The sequence below is a fragment of the Bacteroides cutis genome (genome assembly GCF_900241005.1).
Taxonomy (GTDB): Bacteria; Bacteroidota; Bacteroidia; order Bacteroidales; family Bacteroidaceae; genus Bacteroides; species Bacteroides cutis.
In genome coordinates, this window is sequence record NZ_OEST01000003.1 from 1 (window position 1) to 18,835 (window position 18,835).

20 protein-coding genes and 2 pseudogenes are annotated in these 18,835 nt (G+C 49.0%); 8 read left to right on the plus strand and 14 right to left on the minus strand.

The features are described 5' to 3' along the window. Positions 1 to 123: 123 nt before the first annotated feature. Positions 124 to 315 (minus strand): annotated as a pseudogene (locus tag C1A09_RS07135) (AraC family transcriptional regulator); the annotation flags it as partial. Positions 316 to 580: 265 nt separating this feature from the next. Here C1A09_RS07135 and C1A09_RS07140 point away from each other — a divergent pair. Genes C1A09_RS07140 through tatC form a run of 5 tightly spaced genes read left to right on the plus strand, consistent with a single transcriptional unit; the run spans position 581 to position 3,919 of the window. Next, a complete protein-coding gene (locus C1A09_RS07140) occupies positions 581 to 1,768 on the plus strand; it encodes an aldo/keto reductase (protein WP_007569302.1) in 1,188 nt (395 codons plus the stop codon). A gap of 9 nt (positions 1,769 to 1,777) precedes the next feature. After that, complete coding sequence (locus C1A09_RS07145) at positions 1,778 to 2,806, plus strand: alpha/beta hydrolase (protein WP_007569304.1); 1,029 nt, start codon at positions 1,778 to 1,780, stop codon at positions 2,804 to 2,806. After that, positions 2,803 to 2,886, plus strand: coding sequence for a twin-arginine translocation signal domain-containing protein (locus tag C1A09_RS16720; protein ID WP_080783879.1), 84 nt, complete (start codon positions 2,803 to 2,805; stop codon positions 2,884 to 2,886). Before C1A09_RS07145 ends, C1A09_RS16720 begins: the two co-directional genes overlap by 4 nt. 30 nt (positions 2,887 to 2,916) lie before the next feature. Beyond that, the gene (tatA, locus tag C1A09_RS07155) at positions 2,917 to 3,114 is read left to right on the plus strand and encodes a twin-arginine translocase TatA/TatE family subunit (protein WP_007569305.1); all 198 of its coding nucleotides are present in this window, start codon (positions 2,917 to 2,919) and stop codon (positions 3,112 to 3,114) included. A gap of 1 nt (position 3,115) precedes the next feature. Then, positions 3,116 to 3,919, plus strand: a complete 804-nt coding sequence (gene tatC, locus C1A09_RS07160; protein WP_007569307.1) for a twin-arginine translocase subunit TatC — start codon at positions 3,116 to 3,118, stop codon at positions 3,917 to 3,919. Between the two features lie 202 nt (positions 3,920 to 4,121). Here the strand turns inward: tatC and C1A09_RS07165 are convergent, their stop codons facing one another. The 8 genes from C1A09_RS07165 to C1A09_RS07205 all read right to left on the minus strand — a co-directional run bounded on the left by C1A09_RS07165 (position 4,122) and on the right by C1A09_RS07205 (position 8,352). After that, positions 4,122 to 4,499: a hypothetical protein gene (locus tag C1A09_RS07165; protein ID WP_007569310.1), complete on the minus strand. Its 378-nt coding sequence runs from the start codon at positions 4,497 to 4,499 to the stop codon at positions 4,122 to 4,124. A 32-nt stretch (positions 4,500 to 4,531) separates the two neighbouring features. Then, the gene (locus tag C1A09_RS07170) at positions 4,532 to 4,804 is read right to left on the minus strand and encodes a hypothetical protein (RefSeq protein WP_007569311.1); all 273 of its coding nucleotides are present in this window, start codon (positions 4,802 to 4,804) and stop codon (positions 4,532 to 4,534) included. 10 nt (positions 4,805 to 4,814) lie between these two features. Then, positions 4,815 to 5,117, minus strand: a complete 303-nt coding sequence (locus C1A09_RS07175; protein WP_007569314.1) for a hypothetical protein — start codon at positions 5,115 to 5,117, stop codon at positions 4,815 to 4,817. Beyond that, entirely contained in the window at positions 5,099 to 5,296 is a 198-nt protein-coding gene (locus C1A09_RS07180; RefSeq protein WP_007569317.1) for a hypothetical protein, read from the minus strand. The genes C1A09_RS07175 and C1A09_RS07180 overlap by 19 nt, the downstream gene beginning before the upstream one ends. A gap of 463 nt (positions 5,297 to 5,759) precedes the next feature. Further along, positions 5,760 to 6,014 (minus strand): plasmid partition protein ParG, encoded by a 255-nt coding sequence (locus C1A09_RS07190; RefSeq protein WP_007569339.1) that lies wholly within the window; start codon positions 6,012 to 6,014, stop codon positions 5,760 to 5,762. A 7-nt stretch (positions 6,015 to 6,021) separates the two neighbouring features. Beyond that, a complete protein-coding gene (locus C1A09_RS07195; protein WP_007569340.1) occupies positions 6,022 to 6,777 on the minus strand; it encodes a ParA family protein in 756 nt (251 codons plus the stop codon). Positions 6,778 to 7,023: 246 nt separating this feature from the next. Further along, positions 7,024 to 7,437 carry a single-stranded DNA-binding protein gene (locus C1A09_RS07200; protein WP_007569341.1) on the minus strand — a complete coding sequence of 138 codons (414 nt, stop codon included), beginning with the start codon at positions 7,435 to 7,437 and terminating at the stop codon, positions 7,024 to 7,026. 468 nt (positions 7,438 to 7,905) lie between these two features. Further along, positions 7,906 to 8,352: a hypothetical protein gene (locus C1A09_RS07205; protein WP_007569346.1), complete on the minus strand. Its 447-nt coding sequence runs from the start codon at positions 8,350 to 8,352 to the stop codon at positions 7,906 to 7,908. A gap of 17 nt (positions 8,353 to 8,369) precedes the next feature. Here C1A09_RS07205 and C1A09_RS07210 point away from each other — a divergent pair, with 17 nt between their 5' ends. After that, complete coding sequence (locus C1A09_RS07210) at positions 8,370 to 8,678, plus strand: hypothetical protein (RefSeq protein ID WP_171059048.1); 309 nt, start codon at positions 8,370 to 8,372, stop codon at positions 8,676 to 8,678. Between the two features lie 232 nt (positions 8,679 to 8,910). Continuing rightward, positions 8,911 to 9,099 carry a hypothetical protein gene (locus C1A09_RS16310; protein ID WP_165860086.1) on the plus strand — a complete coding sequence of 63 codons (189 nt, stop codon included), beginning with the start codon at positions 8,911 to 8,913 and terminating at the stop codon, positions 9,097 to 9,099. A gap of 70 nt (positions 9,100 to 9,169) precedes the next feature. Here the strand turns inward: C1A09_RS16310 and C1A09_RS07220 are convergent, their stop codons facing one another. The 3 genes from C1A09_RS07220 to C1A09_RS07230 form a co-directional block, all read right to left on the minus strand. Further along, a complete protein-coding gene (locus C1A09_RS07220; protein ID WP_007569349.1) occupies positions 9,170 to 9,580 on the minus strand; it encodes a hypothetical protein in 411 nt (136 codons plus the stop codon). A gap of 29 nt (positions 9,581 to 9,609) precedes the next feature. Further along, complete coding sequence (locus tag C1A09_RS07225; protein WP_007569350.1) at positions 9,610 to 10,134, minus strand: hypothetical protein; 525 nt, start codon at positions 10,132 to 10,134, stop codon at positions 9,610 to 9,612. A 452-nt stretch (positions 10,135 to 10,586) separates the two neighbouring features. After that, positions 10,587 to 15,563, minus strand: a complete 4,977-nt coding sequence (locus tag C1A09_RS07230; RefSeq protein WP_007569351.1) for a helicase-like domain-containing protein — start codon at positions 15,561 to 15,563, stop codon at positions 10,587 to 10,589. 436 nt (positions 15,564 to 15,999) lie between these two features. Here C1A09_RS07230 and C1A09_RS07235 point away from each other — a divergent pair. Then, positions 16,000 to 16,638: pseudogene (locus C1A09_RS07235) on the plus strand (DUF1016 N-terminal domain-containing protein); the annotation flags it as partial. A 66-nt stretch (positions 16,639 to 16,704) separates the two neighbouring features. Here C1A09_RS07235 and C1A09_RS07240 read toward each other — a convergent pair. Both C1A09_RS07240 and C1A09_RS07245 read right to left on the minus strand, forming a co-directional pair. Then, positions 16,705 to 17,460, minus strand: coding sequence for a LytR/AlgR family response regulator transcription factor (locus C1A09_RS07240; RefSeq protein WP_007569354.1), 756 nt, complete (start codon positions 17,458 to 17,460; stop codon positions 16,705 to 16,707). Further along, complete coding sequence (locus C1A09_RS07245; RefSeq protein ID WP_226794729.1) at positions 17,457 to 18,506, minus strand: sensor histidine kinase; 1,050 nt, start codon at positions 18,504 to 18,506, stop codon at positions 17,457 to 17,459. The genes C1A09_RS07240 and C1A09_RS07245 overlap by 4 nt, the downstream gene beginning before the upstream one ends. Positions 18,507 to 18,835: the final 329 nt, after the last annotated feature.

Consider the following 18,835-nt stretch of genomic DNA (forward strand, 5'->3'; position numbering starts at 1 on the left):
GATTTCTATCTCTTGCAATACTATTTGCAAAAGTATAAAATCAAATCCCGGAAAAATTTTATTCGCGTAATGCATTAATATAAACTAATTTAAATCATGTCTGAGAAAATTTCTTTGGACAGTAGTGTTTCCATATTTAAGATTTCCACAGTTCGCATCTTTCAATAGAATAGCATAGATGTTATACAGTTTTTTCCCGAACCGGAGAGGCTTCCCTTTACTGCCTTCAATAACGCTGACCAACGGGTGCAGGGTCTCCACGCCAAAATAGTCGTTGTACTGCTGGACTGTATCAACCTTCATTATTTCACTCATAATTTCCTCTTTTTTAAGTCATTGCAAATATAGCTATTTTTCTGTGATAGCTTTTCATTCTGCTTTTAATTAAAAGCAAAGATACGGATTCCCGATGGTACGGCATATACCGAAATCATCGTTTTGGATACCAATTTTACTGGTATACCGGCATCGTTCTTACCGGCCCGTTGAAATTGGTAATTCTATCCGTGAAATTGATACACAGGCTCTTAATTCCCCTATCTAATTTTGCAATCAGAAAGATAATCAAACAGATAACGACATGAAAAAAGAACAGATTCAAGAGAACGGCATCAGTCGTCGCGGGTTCCTGAAACGAACCGCATTGGCAGGCGCGGCCATCTGCATCGCGCCGGCATTGGAGAAAGTAACGGCCGCGGAAAAAGCCATTACAGGTAAATCGTCAGTATCGGCAGCAACCATTCCAGCAGGAATGGCAGCAGTCCGCGCACAGCGTACCTTGAGCAGCGGCAAGGCAGCCTTTACCATTTCGGCGATGGGCTTCGGCTGCATGGGGCTGAACCATCACCGCAGCCAGTCTCCCGATGAAAAGACCTGCATCCGGTTGATTCACGAAGCGATAGAACGGGGTGTAACCTTATTCGATACGGCTGAAAGCTATGGCTACCACAAGAATGAAAAACTGGTAGGCGAAGCCCTGAAAGGCTATACCGACCGCGTGTTCGTCTCTTCCAAATTCGGGCACAAGTTCGTGAACGGCGTGCAGGTGAAGACCGAAGAGGACAGCACCCCGACAAACATCCGGCGCGTATGCGAGAACTCCCTGCGCAATCTCGGCGTGGAGACGCTCGGCATATTCTACCAGCATCGCGTCGACCCTGCGACGCCCATCGAGGTCGTAGCCGAAACATGCGGCGAGCTTATCCGGGAGGGAAAGATACTGCACTGGGGCATGTGCGAGGTCAATGCTGAAACCATCCGCCGGGCGCACAAGGTATGTCCGGTTACGGCCATACAGAGCGAGTATCACTTCATGCACCGCGCGGTGGAAGAAAACGGCGTGCTGGCGCTTTGCGAGGAACTGGGTATCGGTTTCGTGCCGTACAGCCCGCTGAACCGTGGTTTCCTCGGCGGCATGATAAACGAGTACACCCGGTTCGACACCGCCAACGACAACCGCCAGACGCTTCCGCGTTTCCAGCCCGAAGCCATCCGTGCCAACACGCGTATCGTGGAGGTACTGAACGCTTTCGGACGGACGAGAGGCATTACCACGGCGCAGGTGGCATTGGCATGGCTGCTGAACAGGAGGCCTTTTATCGTTCCTATTCCCGGCACGACCAAGCTCTCGCACCTCGAAGAGAACCTGCGGGCCTGCGACATAGTGTTCACGTCGGAAGAAGTGACCGAGCTGGAAAAGGCCGTGGCCGCAATTCCGGTCGTGGGAAGCCGCTATGACGCTTTGCAGGAATCGAAAATCCAGAAATAGGAAGGGCGTATGAGAAAGGTTGTCTTTTATATGATGGCCGCCGCCTTGCTGTCGGGTTGCAACGCACGCAACGGGAATATCATGCAAATCGAGGAACAGGGCAGTTTCGCCGTGGGCGGCACGGTGCTCACCGATTCACTGGGGCGCACCTATCACGGCGACCACGCCTACGTGTTCTATCAGAAACCCGTCGATGCCCGGAAATACCCGCTTGTCTTCGCCCACGGCGTGGGGCAGTTTTCCAAGACATGGGAAACTACGCCGGACGGCCGCGAGGGGTTCCAGAATATTTTCCTGCGCCGCGGTTTCCAGACTTATCTCGTCGACCAGCCCCGCCGGGGAAACGCGGGGCGGAGCACGACACCCGCAACCGTTACCCCCGTCTTCGACGAGGAGACGTGGTTCAACCGTTTCCGCGTGGGCATCTGGCCCGATTATTTCGAGGGCGTGCAGTTCAGCCGCGACAAGGAGGCTCTGAACCAGTATTTCCGTCAGATGACGCCAACTCTCGGCCCTCCCGATCTGGATGTCTACGCCAAGGCGTATGCCGCACTGTTCGACAGGATAGGTCCGGCTGTCTTCGTCACCCATTCGCAGGGCGGAGGTGTCGGATGGCTTACACTGCCGCAGACAAGGAACATCCGTGCCATCGTCGCCTACGAGCCGGGAACAAACGTGCCTTTTCCCGAAGGGCAGATGCCGGAGGAAGGGAAAGTACTAACCCTGTCGAAGAAGACCGAAGGCGTGGAAGTGCCGATGGAAGAATTTCTGCAGTTCACGAAAATCCCTATCATCATCTACTATGGCGACAATCTGCCGGAAACCGACGAACGGCCGGAACTGTACGAATGGACACGACGCCTGCATCTGATGCGCAAATGGGCTGCCTTGCTCAACGAACACGGCGGCGATGTCACGGTCATTCATCTGCCGGAGATAGGTTTGAAGGGCAACACCCATTTTCCCTTCTCCGATTTGAACAACGTGGAGGTGGCCGATCACCTGTCGAGATGGTTACATGAGAAAGGACTGGATTGAGAAGGCGGAGTCATGGACGAAGGAACTTTCTGAAAATGGCGGGAATAGCCGGCGGAACGATGACTGAAAACGACTATTGAGTTAATCGAACAACCTTTAACAATTTTCATATGATACCATTATTTATCGGAGGCATCGGTATGCAGGAAGTGCTGCTGATTGCATTAGTCGTCCTGCTGTTCTTCGGAGGACGCAAAATTCCCGAACTGATGAAAGGCATCGGCAAAGGTGTCCGTTCATTCAAGGAAGGTATGAACGGCATGGAGAAAGAAATCAGTCCCGAAAATACCGACAAGAAAGAGGAGTGACATGGCAAAGGAAGACAAAACGGACGGCTTGAGCTTTTGGGAGCACTTGGACGTGCTGCGGACGGCGATTGTTAAAATCGTCGCCGTGGCCGTCGTGTTCGGTATCGCCGCCTTTTGTTTTAAGGAAAAACTTTTTGCCGTTATCCTTGCCCCGAAAAACGACGGCTTCATCACGTACCGTCTTTTCAACCGGATTGCAGCATGGGCCGGCGGCGAGACCGGGAGTTTTGCCGTGCAGCTCATCAACACGGGACTGGCCGGGCAGTTCGTCATCCACATGAAGACGGCATTATGCGCGGGTGTCCTGTGCGCGTCGCCCTATATCCTTTACCAGTTGTTCCGGTTCGTGTCGCCTGCCCTGTATGCCTGCGAGCGGAAATATGCCGTGCGGATAGTCGGAGGCGGCTATGCAATGTTCCTGATGGGTGTGGCGGTCAGCTACTTTCTTATTTTCCCGCTGACATTCCGTTTCCTTGGAACCTATCAGGTCAGCGGTGAAGTGGAGAACATGATCGTCTTGCAATCCTACATTTCGACCCTCGTGCTGATGTGCCTGACAATGGGTATCGTGTTCGAGATTCCGATTTTATCATGGCTGTTTGCCAAATTGGGGTTTCTCACCGCCGATTTCATGCGACGTTACCGGAAGCACGCTATAGTGATTATCCTTATCGTTGCGGCTGTCATCACGCCGACTTCGGACGTGTTCACGTTGTCATTGGTCACATTGCCGATGTGGGTTTTATATGAAGCGAGCATTCTGGTCGTAAATAGAGCTGCAAGTAAAAAGGCAGTAGACAGATAAAGAAACGACATCTTGAAGTGAAAAACAATCTGCCGGCCAAAAGATAAAACAAACCTTTTTACAATAAGAGGTAAGGTACTGTAACACGTAGGTAATCCGTTTTATAAACGGCAGGTTTTTATTCGTTTCTGCATTATACATAGAAAAGCCGTACCCTGCTCGTTTTCCGAAAGGCACGGCTTTCATCCCCTAAAAAGAGGAATCAGACAGTGACAACAGTTACATATAAATTCTGTCGCTCCTGTTCGCAGAATTTATCGTACTCGGCTTTGTCCGTGCCGCTCTCGATAGCCCGGTCGATAACGTCTCCCAACTCGTCGAAACAAACCTCTTCGTTCACACATTCCACCTCCATTCCTTTCACAAGATAGACCTCGTAATAATCCGATCCGTTGAGTGCGACGATGACGTACCCTGCGTGCAGCCGTCCGTTCACCTTAATGCGGAGTGCCGGCAAATCCCTGTATAGGGTGGCGGCAAACTCTTTGATACCCCACGACATGAGGACGGTCATGGGGGTTAACGCTACTAACTGTTCCTTAATGGTCTGTGCGACCTGCATTACATATTCTTTTTCCATAATTCTAAGTTTATAAATTATTATTCCATGATTTACTCGAACCAATCGGGGTTATCCTTTTTGAGTTCGGCTATCAACTCGTTTTCGGGAAGCTGAAGCGTTCTCTCGTCGGTAAAGAAGAAAATCTCGTCATAAATCCTTTCGGCTTCTTTACTGGCAAAACCTTCGTTCTCGTCATTGAAACTGCCGGGCTGCAAGGCATCGAGCAGGATTGTCGAACCGATAAGCAATTCTTCGCCATCGACAGATTCCACGATGCGGGAGTAATAAGACCTGCCGTTGAATTGAATCTTAGTTGTTTTCATATCGTCGTTTTTATATTAATGGTACATTTTTTCCGTGTTCATTGAGGTATTCCATGATATGCTTCGCTTCCTCGTGCGATGCCCGGTTCCGGTCATCGTAACGGCGTGTTTCGTCCGCCATGACCTTGATACACGCCTTAATCAGGCGGTACAGGCTTTGCTGAAGCGTCGGGTGCATGTCCGGGATTGCCGCCGCGAACCGTTCGGGGTTGAAACTGAAACTGTTTACCGCCATTTCCCAGTCTTTGGCGAGGCGGTATTCTTTGCTTTCTTTAATGTCCATATTCTTGAATTTTAATAGTTCTCGTTGCATATTCTGTCAAGTTCCTCAATTATGGGTGTCACCTTTTTGCCTGTAAGACTTTCTATGTCATACAGCAAGTGCTCCAAGCGTTCATACGCCTTTTCTCCCGCTTTTGTAAATTCTCCGGTACTGTCGAATGCGCTACCTTCGCAGCCCAGTTCTTGCAATAATTCTTCTAATGTCTTCATTTGTTAAATTTTAATAATTGTTTTTCTTTTCCCTCCTTTCGGTTCCTTTCTCTGCCTGAACCGCTTTGAGGTTTTACGGATGCGGTACACGGCTGTCGGTACAGCTTCATACGACGGCTTTTCCTGCCAATTACTCTTTCGCAGAAAGGAAGAATTTGCAGGAAATACACTTCAAGCCGCCGTATCAAGCGCGACAGCGGACCTTTGCATCTGATAAAACACAACGGTGACGGCAGAGAATGAAGCCGGGAAAGCGGTAAGGGAATCGGTAGAAAAGGGATATGCCCGTCAGGGTTAGAATAGGGATAAAACGGGCCATGTGCCTGTACTTGCGGGCAGGTAAAAAAGAGAAAGATGGTAAGACTATAAAGGAGGAATGCGCCCTATGGAAACAGCGGGCGGATAAAAAAGGACGCATGGCTGCCGTCTCCGGGGTGGGCAGACGCGGTAGCCATGCCTGTGTTTATTGTTCGTTCTTCTCCAGATACTCTTTCATTGCCTCGTTCACGATGTCTTTCAGCGACATGTTCTTCTTGATGGCGAGGAATTTCATACGGGTATGAATGCTTTTGTTGATGACGAAGTTGCAATGAACCGCCGTTTCTTTTTCCGTGGGGGCTGCTACCGGCTGTTTTCCGCCGGTAGTCTTTTTCGTAGGTGACAGCAACCCGTCCAGTCCGCCTTTCATGCTGTCTTTCAGTAAATCGCTCTTGCTCATATCGGGATTATTTTAATTTCAGTACCTCTTGCGCCAGTGCCATGTAGTCCTTGGCTCCGTTGCTGTTCCTGCTATACTCGAAGATGTTCTTGCCCTTTATGGGAGCTTCGGCCAAAGATACGTTATCCCGTATAACGGTCTTGAACACCTTTTCGCAGAATGAATCCTTGACGAGTTCGGCCACACTTTTGTTCAGTGTCTTGCGTTTGTCGAACTGGGTAATTACAATGCCACCAATAGCGAGTTTCGGATTCAGGCGTTCCTGGACGGTGGCAATCACATTCATGATCTTGGCCATGCCGCGCATGGCGAGGAATTGTGCCTGTACCGGGATAATCAGGTAGTCTGCGGCGGTAAGGGCGTTCAGCGTCAGCAACCCCAACGAGGGCGGACAGTCGATAAGGATATAATCGAATTTCCGGTTTTCGAGCAACTTGCCAATCAGGCCGTTCAATATCAGTTCCCGTCCCGGCTCGTTGATGAGTTCTGCCTCGGCAGCCGAGAGGTCGAGGCAGGACGGTACGACGGTTACACCTCCTGCCGTTTCAACTAATGGCAAGGGGTATTTGCCTTTCATCGCCCCGTACACCGTCTGTTCTTCCTCAATGGAGAGGCCGAAGGATTCCGTAAGGTTCGCCTGACCGTCCATGTCGATAGCCAGCACGCGCTTTTTCTTTTGCTGCAGGGCCGCAGCCAGATTGATGGTGGTGGTCGTCTTTCCGACCCCTCCCTTATGGTTCAAGACCGCAATTATTTTTGTCATCGTTTCACTCTTTTATTCCACTTGCAAAGTTAATACTATTTTTCGTAAATACTAAAATTAGTATATACTAATTCACTAAAAACTATTGTTTTAGCAGTGTAGTATTTTAGTATTTACTACTATACTAAAATAAAGTTTGACTAAGAGTAGTATATCCTACATTCGCAGACGAGTGGCTTACTAATCTACTACATATAGGATATACTACATTTAGTATTCGCTTATTTTCAAAGGTTTACTCTCTTATCAGAAAGGCAAATCCTCCTTTTCGTCCTGCGGGAAATCTGCAGGAGGAACGGGTGCGCCGTCTGCTCCGCTTACTGCATTGTCCTCTCCGGCTGCCGCGCCTTCCCGCCTTCCGGTATTGATAAAGGCAATACTCTCTGCCGTGATGGAGAGCTGTATCTGGCTCTCGCCGTTCTTGTCTTTCCACAGGGAAGATGACAGCGTGCCGTCAACAAGTATGAGTCTCCCTTTCGTCAGATATTCGGACAAGCGGATATGGTTGTCCTTGTTGCTGCGTACCCTTATCCAAGTGGTGATGTTTTGCCCCTTTGAATAATCGTCAACGGCTATGTCCATAGCCATGAATGAGCCGTGTGCTCCTGAAATTACTTGGCAATCTTTGCCGATGCGTCCGATAGTGTGAACATGTAACATAATAGAAAATTGTTTGTGGCAAGGTGGTTGGTCCTGCCGTTACCTAACTGTTTATTTTTTCCCTCTTTTCGGTTCCTTTCTCTGCCTGAACCGTTCCGGGATTTTATAGATGCGGTACCCGGCTGCCGGTACAGCTTCATACGACGGCTTTTCTTGCCAATTACTCTTCGTAGAAGGAAGAATTTGCAAGAAATACACTTCAAGCCGCCGGATCAAGCGCGGCAGCCTACCTTTGCATCTGAAAAATCGGACGGTGACGGCAGAGAGGAGACCGTAGAGGTTATACATATAATTGATATAAAGGGAAGAGGGCTTCGCCCAAGTATAAGAGCAGAGGAAAAGAGAGAGGTATAAAAGGAAACCGCCAACGGAGTTGCGGTAATTTACAAACGGGTATCGTGCCCTTCACCGACGATGTTGTCATAGGCACGATACCTTATCATAGCTTATTTTGTCAGAACCGGTATCTCAAAGGGAGGAATGCAGCAAATCGCCCATCCTTTGTTCTGGCAAAGTACAAAACCCTCTGACGATAGTATCTCCGTTTACGCCTTCAAGTCCGGCGAACATTTGTAATGCGTCAAACCCTCTGTCGAACTGTTCCATGATGACGGCGGGGGCAAAATGGATAATCCCGTGAGGGTAGCTTTTCGATGTGCCAATCCACCCGCGCAAATAATCATCGAAACAGCCTTCTGCTCTTGACGCATGGAACTCTTGTGAATGGGAACTGCAAATGGTTTTACCGTAGATTTCGTCTCCTAAAATTAAAGTTCCCGTTTGCGGATTGTACATAAAACGCCGATTGGTTATTTGAAGAATATCTATGATTTCCCATTTGACATTGATAACCATCAGGATTTTTTCAACCTGCCTTTTCATGCGTTTGCCTGTTTTACAATTTTTCTTGTCCATCACTTGTCTTTTATGCCGTGAAACATCTGCTTTTTTACCCTTTTTTCGATTCTTCTCTCTGTCTGAACCGTTCCGGGATTTTACAGATGCGGAACACGGCTGCCGACAGGGCTTCATACGGTGGGTTTCCCGGCCAATTACGCTTTCATGGAAAGGAAGAATTTGCGGGGAATGCACTTCAAGCCGCCGGATCAAGCATGGCAGCCGACCTTTGCATCTGGCAAACCGGACGATACCGGCAGAGAGGAGACCGGAACAGACCGGTAAATATGATGGTAAAAAGGGAGTACGGCTTTGCCTGTATAAATGCAGGGGAAGCGAAGTAGAAAAGGGTCCGGCTTGGGCGGGTCAGGCAAGGGTCTGCCGGGGCAAACATGAAAGGGATTCTCCTTATCCGCTCCACGCCTGAATTTCGACCGGGCGGAATGAAAGCGCGGAGCGAATAAGAAGTATCACCGTTTGCCCTTGACGTGGCAGGTCACAAGGGAAAGATACGGAACAGAGGCGGAAAGTCCGAAACCAGCGGCATAAAGACCGGTCGGGCTGTGGAATACCGTGTTGTTTCGACAGGTCGAAGCTCCGGCATGGAACGGCACGATCCGGGCTGCCGCCGGTTTTGAACGGCCTCCCGTACCTTTCCCTGACGACTTGTTACGGCACAGACTTTCCACTGGTTCACGGGGTTGGGAAAGCCGGCGTATAATAGGGAAACAGCCTGAAGGTAAAAAAGGAGTAATCGTACTATAAAAGGTATCGGTTGCCCCGCAATCCGTCCGGAGGGCTTTCGCCCATCGGACAGACCACAGAGGTTATCGGCTTATAGTTTGGGCTTGTTCTTCGGGAGAATGGGGCAAGAAAGTATTATTCTGTAAAATGGCCCCAGCTCGGTCTTTACCGGGTCTTTCGATACCAAGAATGTTGCGCTCTCCTTGACCTTCGCTATATCCAAAATGGTCTTACAGATGTACTTATTCCTCAAACGTGTTCCTCCCCTGTTGAACTGCAGCGGAAAACCTCGCTTGTCAGTGGTTTTGTGCAGAAACCACTCTTTCGGGTTGTTTTCATCACAGCCAAACTCCAGTCGGTCGTTCATTGTGATATTCATTTCTTTTGCCAATTTGGTGGATAGATACATGTTGCCGGTAACGCTGTTGAACCTTATGCTTCTTTTACCTACACGGTTTTCTCTTGTCCGGCAATTCTCGACGTTGTAAATTACAAATTTCATTTTCTTGAATTATTTACGGGTTATACAAATTACATGCTTACGTGGGCGTACCTTTTGGAAAATCCTTCGTGATTGCGGATAGTGTCGGTTATATCGCTTATTCTCCGGTGTATCGCACTTGCGGAAATGCCTGCATAGGCGGAAAGGTGTCTGTATGAACATTTCGCCTCGTACTCTTTCAGTCTGAAAAGCTCGTAGTCCGTTTGGGGATATTTCTTCTTCACAAACAGCAGTATGTCATACACCAGCTTGTCGGAAGCTGCCAGCACCTCGACGGACGGTGTTTCTTCTTCCTGCATGAGCAAAAAGAAATGTTCGTTGTCGGGGAAACAGTAACAACTATCCTTGTGAATACATTTCAGTCTGCACTTTTTGTACACGCCGAAAAAATAAGGCTCGAAGCTCTCGACAGGTATTTCCGAAATCACGACTTCCCGTTTCATCGCCAAATAGGCGTCGTGAAAGGCGTCCTCGTGCAGGTAACGTCCGAATATGTTACGCAATCTCTGATAGTTGTAAACGAACCAGTTGTCAAAAAGCGAATTTTTTTTCATGTTTCAATTTGTTTTTAAGTTTTTTTTATTTCCCTCCGGTTCGAGCGATTACCGGAAAGTTCGATTCTTTTTTCTGCCTCGTCTTTGCATCACGGGGTTTGCAGCAAGGATTCCATGAAAAATACTCTTGGAATGGAATGAGAAGGAAGATTTTTCATCAGGAAAATCGAAGATGGGCCTTGAGGCAAAGTTTTGAGATGCAATCAACTTTGCGGAAAAAAGTGTCGGGCTTTACGGTCGTCGGTTCGTGATAGCATCTCAATCTACAAAGGGGGGGGAAGCGAAAGCCTGCCTATAAAAGACAAGGTGTGTGGTATAAAAGGAGTGGCTGGAGGTACAAGGGGAAGATTCCGTTACAACCGGGTATGGCCGTGGCAGACCGGAAGGTGAAAAAATCCCCTGTCCGGTGTTGTAACCGAACAGAGGGAAAAGGTTAAATCTATGAATTATGGTCATGCCGCTTTGTCGGTGGCCTCGTGTTCGGAAAGGGCGGACTGCGTGCGTTCCGCCTCTTTCATGCTTTCGTCGATCCGATGCTGTAAAGCGTTGCACTCCTGTTTGAGCCTTGCCAACTCGTCCGCCTTGCTCCACTTGCGGGCGATGATTCCCTGCAAAGCGGGTATCTCGCTCTCCAGCTTGGCTATCTTCTGCCGTTGTTCCTCAATCATGCCGGGCAGCTTGGCGAGGGCGGCTTGCGGGTATCGGGAGGATTCCACGAAGCCCAGAGGCAATGCTCCCGATATGCCACAACGGTATTTCAGTCCGCTTACGCCCTCGACGAGGAACGTGTTGCGGTAGAATGTACCGCCCATGTCATACTCGCTGTACACCGACAGGTTCAATCCGGCATACGTGCCTATCGTACCGATTGCCCCGTTGCGGTAGGTCTTGGAAATGCGGTGCAGCTCCCGTCCGGTCTCTTCCGCCGTGGCTTGTGCGAGGTTCAACAGCCGGGTCGTCCGGTCTCCGGTGTAAGAGGTGATATATTCCCAGTCCTGCGTCATGCGTGCCGCCGCACTCTCGGCCTTTGTCATGTCTTCCCGGTTGGCCGCAATCTTACGCTCGGCCCTGATACGGTCTTTCTTGAAAATGGCCTGTTCCTTTTCGAGCTGCATAATCTTGTTGTCGAGCTTCGTTTTCTCCAACAGGTCGGTATTTCCCGACAGGAGAGCCACGAACTCGGCGAAATTCATGCCGTTATCCTCGTCCATAGCGTCCTCGTCGATACGGCGCACAGCAATCGTACCGTTGTTAATTTGGTTGATGAACATTTGCTTGGTTTTCAACAGGTTAAATTTGTAAGCGTCGAGCGTCTTTTCCGTTCCGTAAATCACCACGTCCACGGTATTGTTTCCCCAGAGCTTAACGGTGTTGCCTTTGCGTACCGCACGACCGTTGCGCTGCTCCATGTCGGCGGGGCGCCAAGGTATCTCCAGATGATGCACCGCAACGGCCCTTTCTTGGGCGTTTACTCCCGTTCCCAACATCGAGGTAGAGCCGAACAACACCCGTACCCTGCCACTGTTCATGTCCGCAAAAAGTTTCTTTCTCGCCCGTTCGGTCTTGGCGTACTGGATAAACTGGATTTCATCGGCAGGAATCCCCATTGCCACCAGCTTGTCCTTGATGTCGCTATAGATGTTCCACTCGTTCGGCTTGTAAGTGGCAAGGTCGCTGAAGACGAACTGTGTACCACGATTGGCATTTGAACTTACATAATAATCATAAATAGTTCTTGCGCAAATCGAAGCCTTGTTGTTCGGGTCATCAGTAAACTTATCGCCCAACAGACGCATATCAAGAGACATCTTACGGGCCACGTTGGTAGCAACAAGCATTTTTGCCTTGTCGAGATTGTCCGGCTGCGGAATATCCAACCCCAAATCTTCCCATTGTCCGCTGTGCGCAAAGGCGACGAGCCGCCCGATCATTTCCTCCTGTTGGATAGTGGGTGCATGGGAAAGGAAACGCACGTTTTTGTCCGGCACATCGAGGTTTATCATATCGGCTGTACGATAGTCGGTAATCTCCCGCAGGAACATCGCCAGTTCCGGCACTTTGATGTAAGTGCGGAAACGCTCTTTGCGCTTTATCGTACCCGTTACGTTCAGCTCGTAGTCGGCGGCCTTTTTCGTGAAGATAGCCGCCCAAGCGTCGAAACAGCTTACTTGTTGCCGTTTGAGTTCCCTTGGACGCAGATATTTGAACATCACGTACAGTTCGGTCAGCGCATTGACGACCACCGTACCCGACAGGAACGTAGCCCCCAAGTCCTTTCCCGTGCGGCGTTGAATGTCCCGAATGGCAAACAAAAGGTTCATCGCCCTTTGCGAGCCTTGCGCATTGCCGATGCCCGCTACTCTCGTGTGGCGTGTCTGGAACATCAAATTTTTATAGCAGTGGCATTCGTCTACAAAAATGTGGTCTATGCCCATCGAACGGAAATCGATGGTATCGTCTTTCCGGAGGTCTATCTTCATCTGCAGTTCGGCGAGCTTGGCTTCAAGGTTCTGTTTCCGGGTTTCCAGTCCTTTCTGCATCCTGCCGCTCCGGTAACGCATAGTGGATTGCTCCAGCACTTCGAGGCTGCGCTCCACATCGGCCAGTTCTTCCGAGAATATGTCGTACATGGTTTCTTCGGATTGCGGAATCTTGCTAAACTGGTCGTGTGTCAGGATAATGCAATCCCAGTTGTTGTTCTTGATTTTTGAAAACACTTCCTTGCGGTTGGCGGGGGTGAAATCTTCCTTGCCCGGATAGAGCACCTTGGCCGTGGGGTATGCCTTTCGGAATGTATCGGCAATCTCGTGTACATTGGCTTTCAGCCCGATAATGAGGGGTTTCTGCACCAGTCCGAGACGTTTCATTTCGTATGCGGCCACGCACATAATCATCGTCTTGCCCGTGCCGACCTCGTGCCAGCAGATACCGCCGCCGTTCTGCTTAATCATCCAGATAGCGTCTTTCTGTGAGGGATAAAGTTCTTTGTACGGGAACAGCTCGAAAGAGAGGCCGGGGAACGTCTGCGCCGAGCCGTCGTAGTGCGGACGCACGTAACAATTGAAGCGCTCGTTGTATGTCCTTACCAGTTCGTCCCGGACTTCCAAAGGCTCATCGTCAAGCCACCGGTTGAAACGGTCTCTAATTTCCTGTATCTTGGCGGCGGCCTCCTGCATGGCTTCCTCGTCCGGCACACGTATTTTGCTGCCGTTCCGGTATTCCTCTTTCGTTATCTCAGGTACGGTATCGTGCAGGGCGTGTACAAACAAGTCCTCGCCGTTGTAATTGCGCACGGAATAGGTATTGTATGCCACGGGCGAATATCCCTGCAGCCGAATCAAGTAGGTATCGTTCACGTCGAAATACATCACGTCCGCACCCACTCCGAATAGGTCGGAGGCGAAATCGGCGTACAGCTTCGTATCTATCCACCGCTCGCCCATGTTGATGTCGAGTTCTTCATAGGGTATCGGTTCGGGTATGGTGTTCTCCAGTGCCTTTGCGGACGCTTCGGCCCATTCTTTCTCCTTGCCTGCGAGATTCGGGAGAAAGGAAAGCGTCTCTTCCTGCTTGGCGATGATGTTTCCGGAGAGGAACTTTCCTTTGTGCTCCCATTCCCCATTGGCCGGATTGTAGAAAATTTCCCCTTGCAGGGCTTCGATGATTTCTTCTTCCTCCTTGTTCGTGGCTTGTGCCATGTAGCCCATATCGACCTTGCCGTAAAAGTTCAGGCTGCTTGCCAAGGCTTCCACGGGGGACAGCGTTACGGCGGTGTCTATCTTCTTGAAAGCTACAGGTTCACGCATAACGTCGGCTTTGAAGATGTCCCTGCCGACCTGCATTTCTATCGTGAACACCTCCGTACCGAGGCTGTCGAGCAAGATAAACTCCTTGTTGTCGTTGTCGTGGAAAAATCCCCATTTGGCAATAAAAGCGTCGTATAGGGTGTTGAGTTGTTTACGCAGTTCCGAGCACTCCTTTTGTTCTTCCCGTTCCCTGCCGGACAGCTCGAAATACACCTTGCGTATGGGGAAATAGTCGGCGGCCCTGTCCGTATTTACCTTGCCCTCGTCCACGGGTACGAAATCAACGGCTGTCTCCGTGTAACGGCTCGACTTACGAAACCGAAGCGTACCTACCTGCCCCTCGAAAACGACCATTGCGCCGTTCTTCATCCATGTTTCCATGTCCTCCGTGTAGGCACGTATGCCTTTGACCGTCTGCGGCTCGCCGAAAAGAGACATCTGCACGGGGGTGTTGTCCTGGCCGTGATTGGCAAAAAGAGCCTTGCGAAAATAGCGGTCGAAATCGTATTTGAGCAGTGCGGAAAGGTATTGGGACATGGCGTTTCCATCGCCTAACCACTGGTATTTGCGGACGTACTTACCGAACTGGTTCAGCGCAATGCGACTGTCCGTGGCAAGGGCGGTCTTGGGGAGGGTAAAGATTTTGTTCGCATAGTCGGTCATCGTTCCTGCCGTGTCGACCTTTTCCTTGGAGACCTGCAAAAACATCTTCTCCCGTAACGAGAGCGTCGCCTTGCGGCTGTGCTTTTGGAATATCAAAAGGTCGCTCCCTACCTCTATGCCGCTCGTCTGCATGAAAAGGGTATCGGGTAGCCGTAAGGCCGTTATGAGGTCGGCATGATTGACGAGGTACTCGCGCACGAACTTGTTGCCCGGCGTGTCGGCAATTCCTCTCGGCGCAACGAACGCCAGCAGTCCGCCCTCGTTCAACAGTTCCATTGCCTTGACAAAAAAGTAGTTGTGTATGGTCTTGGCTGACTGTTCGTACATGCCGCCTTTCTTCCACATTTCCGCATCGAACACCCGGAAATTGCCGAACGGGATATTCGAGGCGATAACATCGAAGCTCTCATGCTCCAGATGCTGGTCGGCTATCGTCTCGAAGCCTGCCGTTACCGTGGTCGCCTCGTCATACAGAAGCGACAGGATAAGCCCCGTAAGACAATCTTTTTCAAAAGCGTAGCTGCGAGTGCCGGGCATGGAGACGGGCAGAAAGCCGCCAATTCCCGCACTGGGTTCAAGAAAGGTACTCATTTGCAGGCAGTTATCCTTGAATGTAGCGTGTATCTGCCGGGTTACTGCGTCCACGAGGAATTTCGGTGTGTAAAAAGCAGTCAGGACGGAGGATTTTATACTGTTGATGACGGCTTGCCGCATGGCGTCGTCATAATAGGGATATGCGCCTATCAAGTCCTGCAGCTTGCGGATAGGCTCGGCCACATCATCGCTGACGGTATGCTCCGTTCCTATATTCAATACATCTTTAATCCCCCCGAAACCGGAATATCGGGATAATACCTCTTTCTCTTCGTCAGTGGCTTGTCGGTCGTCGATACGGACTTTCATTGCCGTTGCAATGGCTTCCACGTTTGCCACCAGTGATTTTAATTTGCTGTAACTCATAATTTAACCTTGTTTGTTTCCCTTTATTCGGCCTGTTTGCGGCCTCCGGGATTATTTTTCTGCCTCTTGAAGGTGGCAGGGACAATCGGACAAGGCTGAAGCGAAAAAATACGCTCGACAACGGAGAGGAAGATTTTTGCGCCTCACTCGCGGCGCAGCCGGCATTGGCAAGATTGGAACGGCCCGTTACCTTCGCGGAAAAATAATACCCCGCAGGTCGCTGCAAGGCTGGGCACGGAAACCGACAGCTAAAAGAGGGAGGAAAATGCGTACAAGGGAGAAAGGACGGAACGGGTATAGAAAAGGGAGAAAGCGTCGTACAACGGGGAATGCTGCCGACAGACCGGAAATCCGGAGAAGATGGGATAAGACAAGGGAATCCTGTGCATAATCAAAAGAAAAACTTACCCCTGTAACCGATTATAATGAATAACCTATGACTGAAAAGAATACTCCCATCTTATCTCCCGAATATCTCGATTTCAGAAACGAGATAACCTCCCGCATCCGGTCGCCCCAATACGAGGCATTGAAGGCCGTAAACAAAGAGATGATCGCCCTGTATTGGGAAATCGGCAGGCGGATTACCGAACAACAAGCGGCCTTGGGCTGGGGAAAATCCGTCATGGAGAACCTTTCGCGGTACATACAAAAGGAGTTTCTGGGTATAAAGGGATTCGGTGTTTCCAACATGTGGGACATGGCCCGTTTTTATACCGAATACCGGTCGAATGAAATTCTCCAACCGTTAGTTGGAGAAATTAGCTGGTCGAAGCACATCGTCATTCTGACCAAGTGCAAAGAGATGCAACAACGGCAATTCTACATCTTGTCAACCAAGAAATACGGCTGGACGAAAGATGTACTTATCAACAAGATAGAAGCAAAGACCTACGAAAATTATCTGCTCGGTCAGAGCAACTTCGACATGACCTTGCCGGAGAAGATAAAGAACCAGGCCATACTTGCCCTGAAAGACGAATATACATTCGACCTTGTGGGCCTTTCGAAAGAACATTCCGAATACGAACTGGAACAAGCGATTATAAAGAATATCCGCGCGTTCCTCATGGAGTAGCGAGATATTCAGTTTTTTCTAACTGAAAGTGAGTACAGAAATGTTATCATAGCATGGCAGAGACTATTTGTCAATCCACTCTTTTAGCCGTTGAGCCTTCTCTTTACTAACGGTTATTTTTGTGTTCGGATACCCTTTTAAGCGGACAATAAGTTTCCCTCCGAAATAATTAGAAAGAAACAATACGTATTCTATGTTAATTATGTATTGGCGGTTGGCACGGAAGAAGCAATCAGGATTGAGTTGCTGTTCGAGTTCGTCCATTGACATATTGACAACTTCTGAAGTTCCATTATTAAGACGAAGGTATACCGTCTTGTTTTCGGTTTCGATATGGTTGATGTCCGAAACACGTACGGTCTTATACCCGTCACGATAGGGCAACAGGAAACGTTCCCGATAGCGGAACTGGTTCTTCTGCAACGAATCGAAAAGCTGCCGGAGATTTTCGTCAGCATAATTCTTGCCAGCTTTGGTAGCTTTATCTATGGCAGCTTCAAGTTCATCGGCATCCAAAGGCTTCAGAAGATAGTCAAAGCTATTGAACTTGAAAGCCTGTACCGCATATTCATCGTATGCGGTGGTGAATATGATTGGAACGGTTGCCGGAGCATATTTAAGCGCTTCAAAACTCAGGCCGTCAGTAAGGCGGATATCCGCAAGGATGAGGTCTGTTGTTTTGCCTGATTGGAAAAAATCGACCGCCTCTTTGATATTTGTAAGTGGTCCTTCAATTATAAACGTCGTATCAATGTCGTTCAGCAATCTAATGAGACGCATGGCATTGCGCTGTTCGTCTTCAAGAATCAGTATCTTCATAGGGACTGTTTTTTTATGATGGGCAAACTCACCGAATAGAAGTTCTCGGCATTTTCTATCTTGACTTTTTTATCGCAGAGCAACGAATAACGCTCTATTATGTTTTTATGACCCAAGCCGGTCGATTCCATTTTTGAGAGCAAGGAAGATTTAAGGTTGCGCACTGTGATATAGTCGTCAGACAACGTGATGTCAATAAACAACGGATTTTCCATCGAAAAACCGTTATGCTTTATTGCATTCTCCACAAGAAGTTGCAACACGGCCGGGGGAAGGTATCCTTTGCATTCTTTCAGTTCGAGGCTGATGTTCGTGACGACCCCTCCGACGTGGCGCACCTGCATCAGATACAAGTATGATTCAAGGAACTTTATCTCATCTCTGACGGGAATCAGATTCCGGTCCAGATTGGTGATGATGTACCGGTACACTTTCGACAGGTTACTCAGGAACTTGCCGGCAAGTTTGGTATCTTCCTCTATCAATTCCAGCAGGTTGTTGAAGTTGTTGAACATGAAGTGCGGATTAATTTGCAGCTTCAGCGAGTTGAGTTGCGACTGTAAGGCAATCTCCTTCTCCTTCATCAGTGCCATTTCAAGAGCCTGCTTCTCATCGCGCGCCCTGATGTATGACTGGAGGAAGAATGTGTTGGCATAAACGCTTGATATGAAAGTGGCTATCATGGCAAAAGTGTAAGCCCCCTTCATGTTGATCAGTTCGTCAAGAAGCCCGTTGCCGGTTTCATCCCACAAAAGATTGAACAGAGATGTCATGCCGAACGCAACGAGGTTATTCAGCGTCAAAAGACAGGAAGCATAGACAATCACCCACACATAAGATGTTCTGAACGGCAAAATCTTAAAAACAAGGTAAGAGAACCCCAAGGATATGTAGGTAAAGAGCATACACAACAAAAAATCGACGACATAATCGACTGTCGCCATTCCCGGTAATTGGTTGGCGGTTTCGTCATCAAGAATTAACCATATAATAAGGTAGAGGATATAGGAAACGAGCGATAGCAGGAAGCCGTTCCGCCAGTTCATTATTTTTACATTTTCTTTGATCATATTTGGTTGCAAAGTTACTTCATGTTGCAAAGGTACGACTTTGCTTTTTCATTTGATAGGTCGAAACCGGATGAAACAGACAAAACAGCAGTTGAAACAGATAAAAGGAGTGTCGAGACAGATGGTTCTATCATTTATACTGTATTCGATGCTTGCATAATGAACGTAGATTGCCAAAACAGGGTATGATTTTGGTAATCTGTAGGAAGGTGACGCATCAAGAAGCATGGCTTAACTGCCCAAAGATGTGCATCTTTGAAAAGAGCATTTACAATGACATTTCAGAAGCCATTTTAGCTGTTTTA

Coding starts and splice junctions, on each gene's coding strand:
- C1A09_RS07140 (WP_007569302.1), top strand. CDS start 581: ATGAAAAAAGAACAGATTCAAGAGAACGGCATCAGTCGTCGCGGGTTC.
- C1A09_RS07145 (WP_007569304.1), top strand. CDS start 1,778: ATGAGAAAGGTTGTCTTTTATATGATGGCCGCCGCCTTGCTGTCGGGT.
- tatA (WP_007569305.1), top strand. CDS start 2,917: ATGATACCATTATTTATCGGAGGCATCGGTATGCAGGAAGTGCTGCTG.
- tatC (WP_007569307.1), top strand. CDS start 3,116: ATGGCAAAGGAAGACAAAACGGACGGCTTGAGCTTTTGGGAGCACTTG.
- C1A09_RS07165 (WP_007569310.1), bottom strand. CDS start 4,499: ATGGAAAAAGAATATGTAATGCAGGTCGCACAGACCATTAAGGAACAG.
- C1A09_RS07170 (WP_007569311.1), bottom strand. CDS start 4,804: ATGAAAACAACTAAGATTCAATTCAACGGCAGGTCTTATTACTCCCGC.
- C1A09_RS07175 (WP_007569314.1), bottom strand. CDS start 5,117: ATGCAACGAGAACTATTAAAATTCAAGAATATGGACATTAAAGAAAGC.
- C1A09_RS07180 (WP_007569317.1), bottom strand. CDS start 5,296: ATGAAGACATTAGAAGAATTATTGCAAGAACTGGGCTGCGAAGGTAGC.
- C1A09_RS07190 (WP_007569339.1), bottom strand. CDS start 6,014: ATGAGCAAGAGCGATTTACTGAAAGACAGCATGAAAGGCGGACTGGAC.
- C1A09_RS07195 (WP_007569340.1), bottom strand. CDS start 6,777: ATGACAAAAATAATTGCGGTCTTGAACCATAAGGGAGGGGTCGGAAAG.
- C1A09_RS07200 (WP_007569341.1), bottom strand. CDS start 7,437: ATGTTACATGTTCACACTATCGGACGCATCGGCAAAGATTGCCAAGTA.
- C1A09_RS07205 (WP_007569346.1), bottom strand. CDS start 8,352: ATGGACAAGAAAAATTGTAAAACAGGCAAACGCATGAAAAGGCAGGTT.
- C1A09_RS07220 (WP_007569349.1), bottom strand. CDS start 9,580: ATGAAATTTGTAATTTACAACGTCGAGAATTGCCGGACAAGAGAAAAC.
- C1A09_RS07225 (WP_007569350.1), bottom strand. CDS start 10,134: ATGAAAAAAAATTCGCTTTTTGACAACTGGTTCGTTTACAACTATCAG.
- C1A09_RS07230 (WP_007569351.1), bottom strand. CDS start 15,563: ATGAGTTACAGCAAATTAAAATCACTGGTGGCAAACGTGGAAGCCATT.
- C1A09_RS07240 (WP_007569354.1), bottom strand. CDS start 17,460: ATGAAGATACTGATTCTTGAAGACGAACAGCGCAATGCCATGCGTCTC.
- C1A09_RS07245 (WP_226794729.1), bottom strand. CDS start 18,506: ATGAACTGGCGGAACGGCTTCCTGCTATCGCTCGTTTCCTATATCCTC.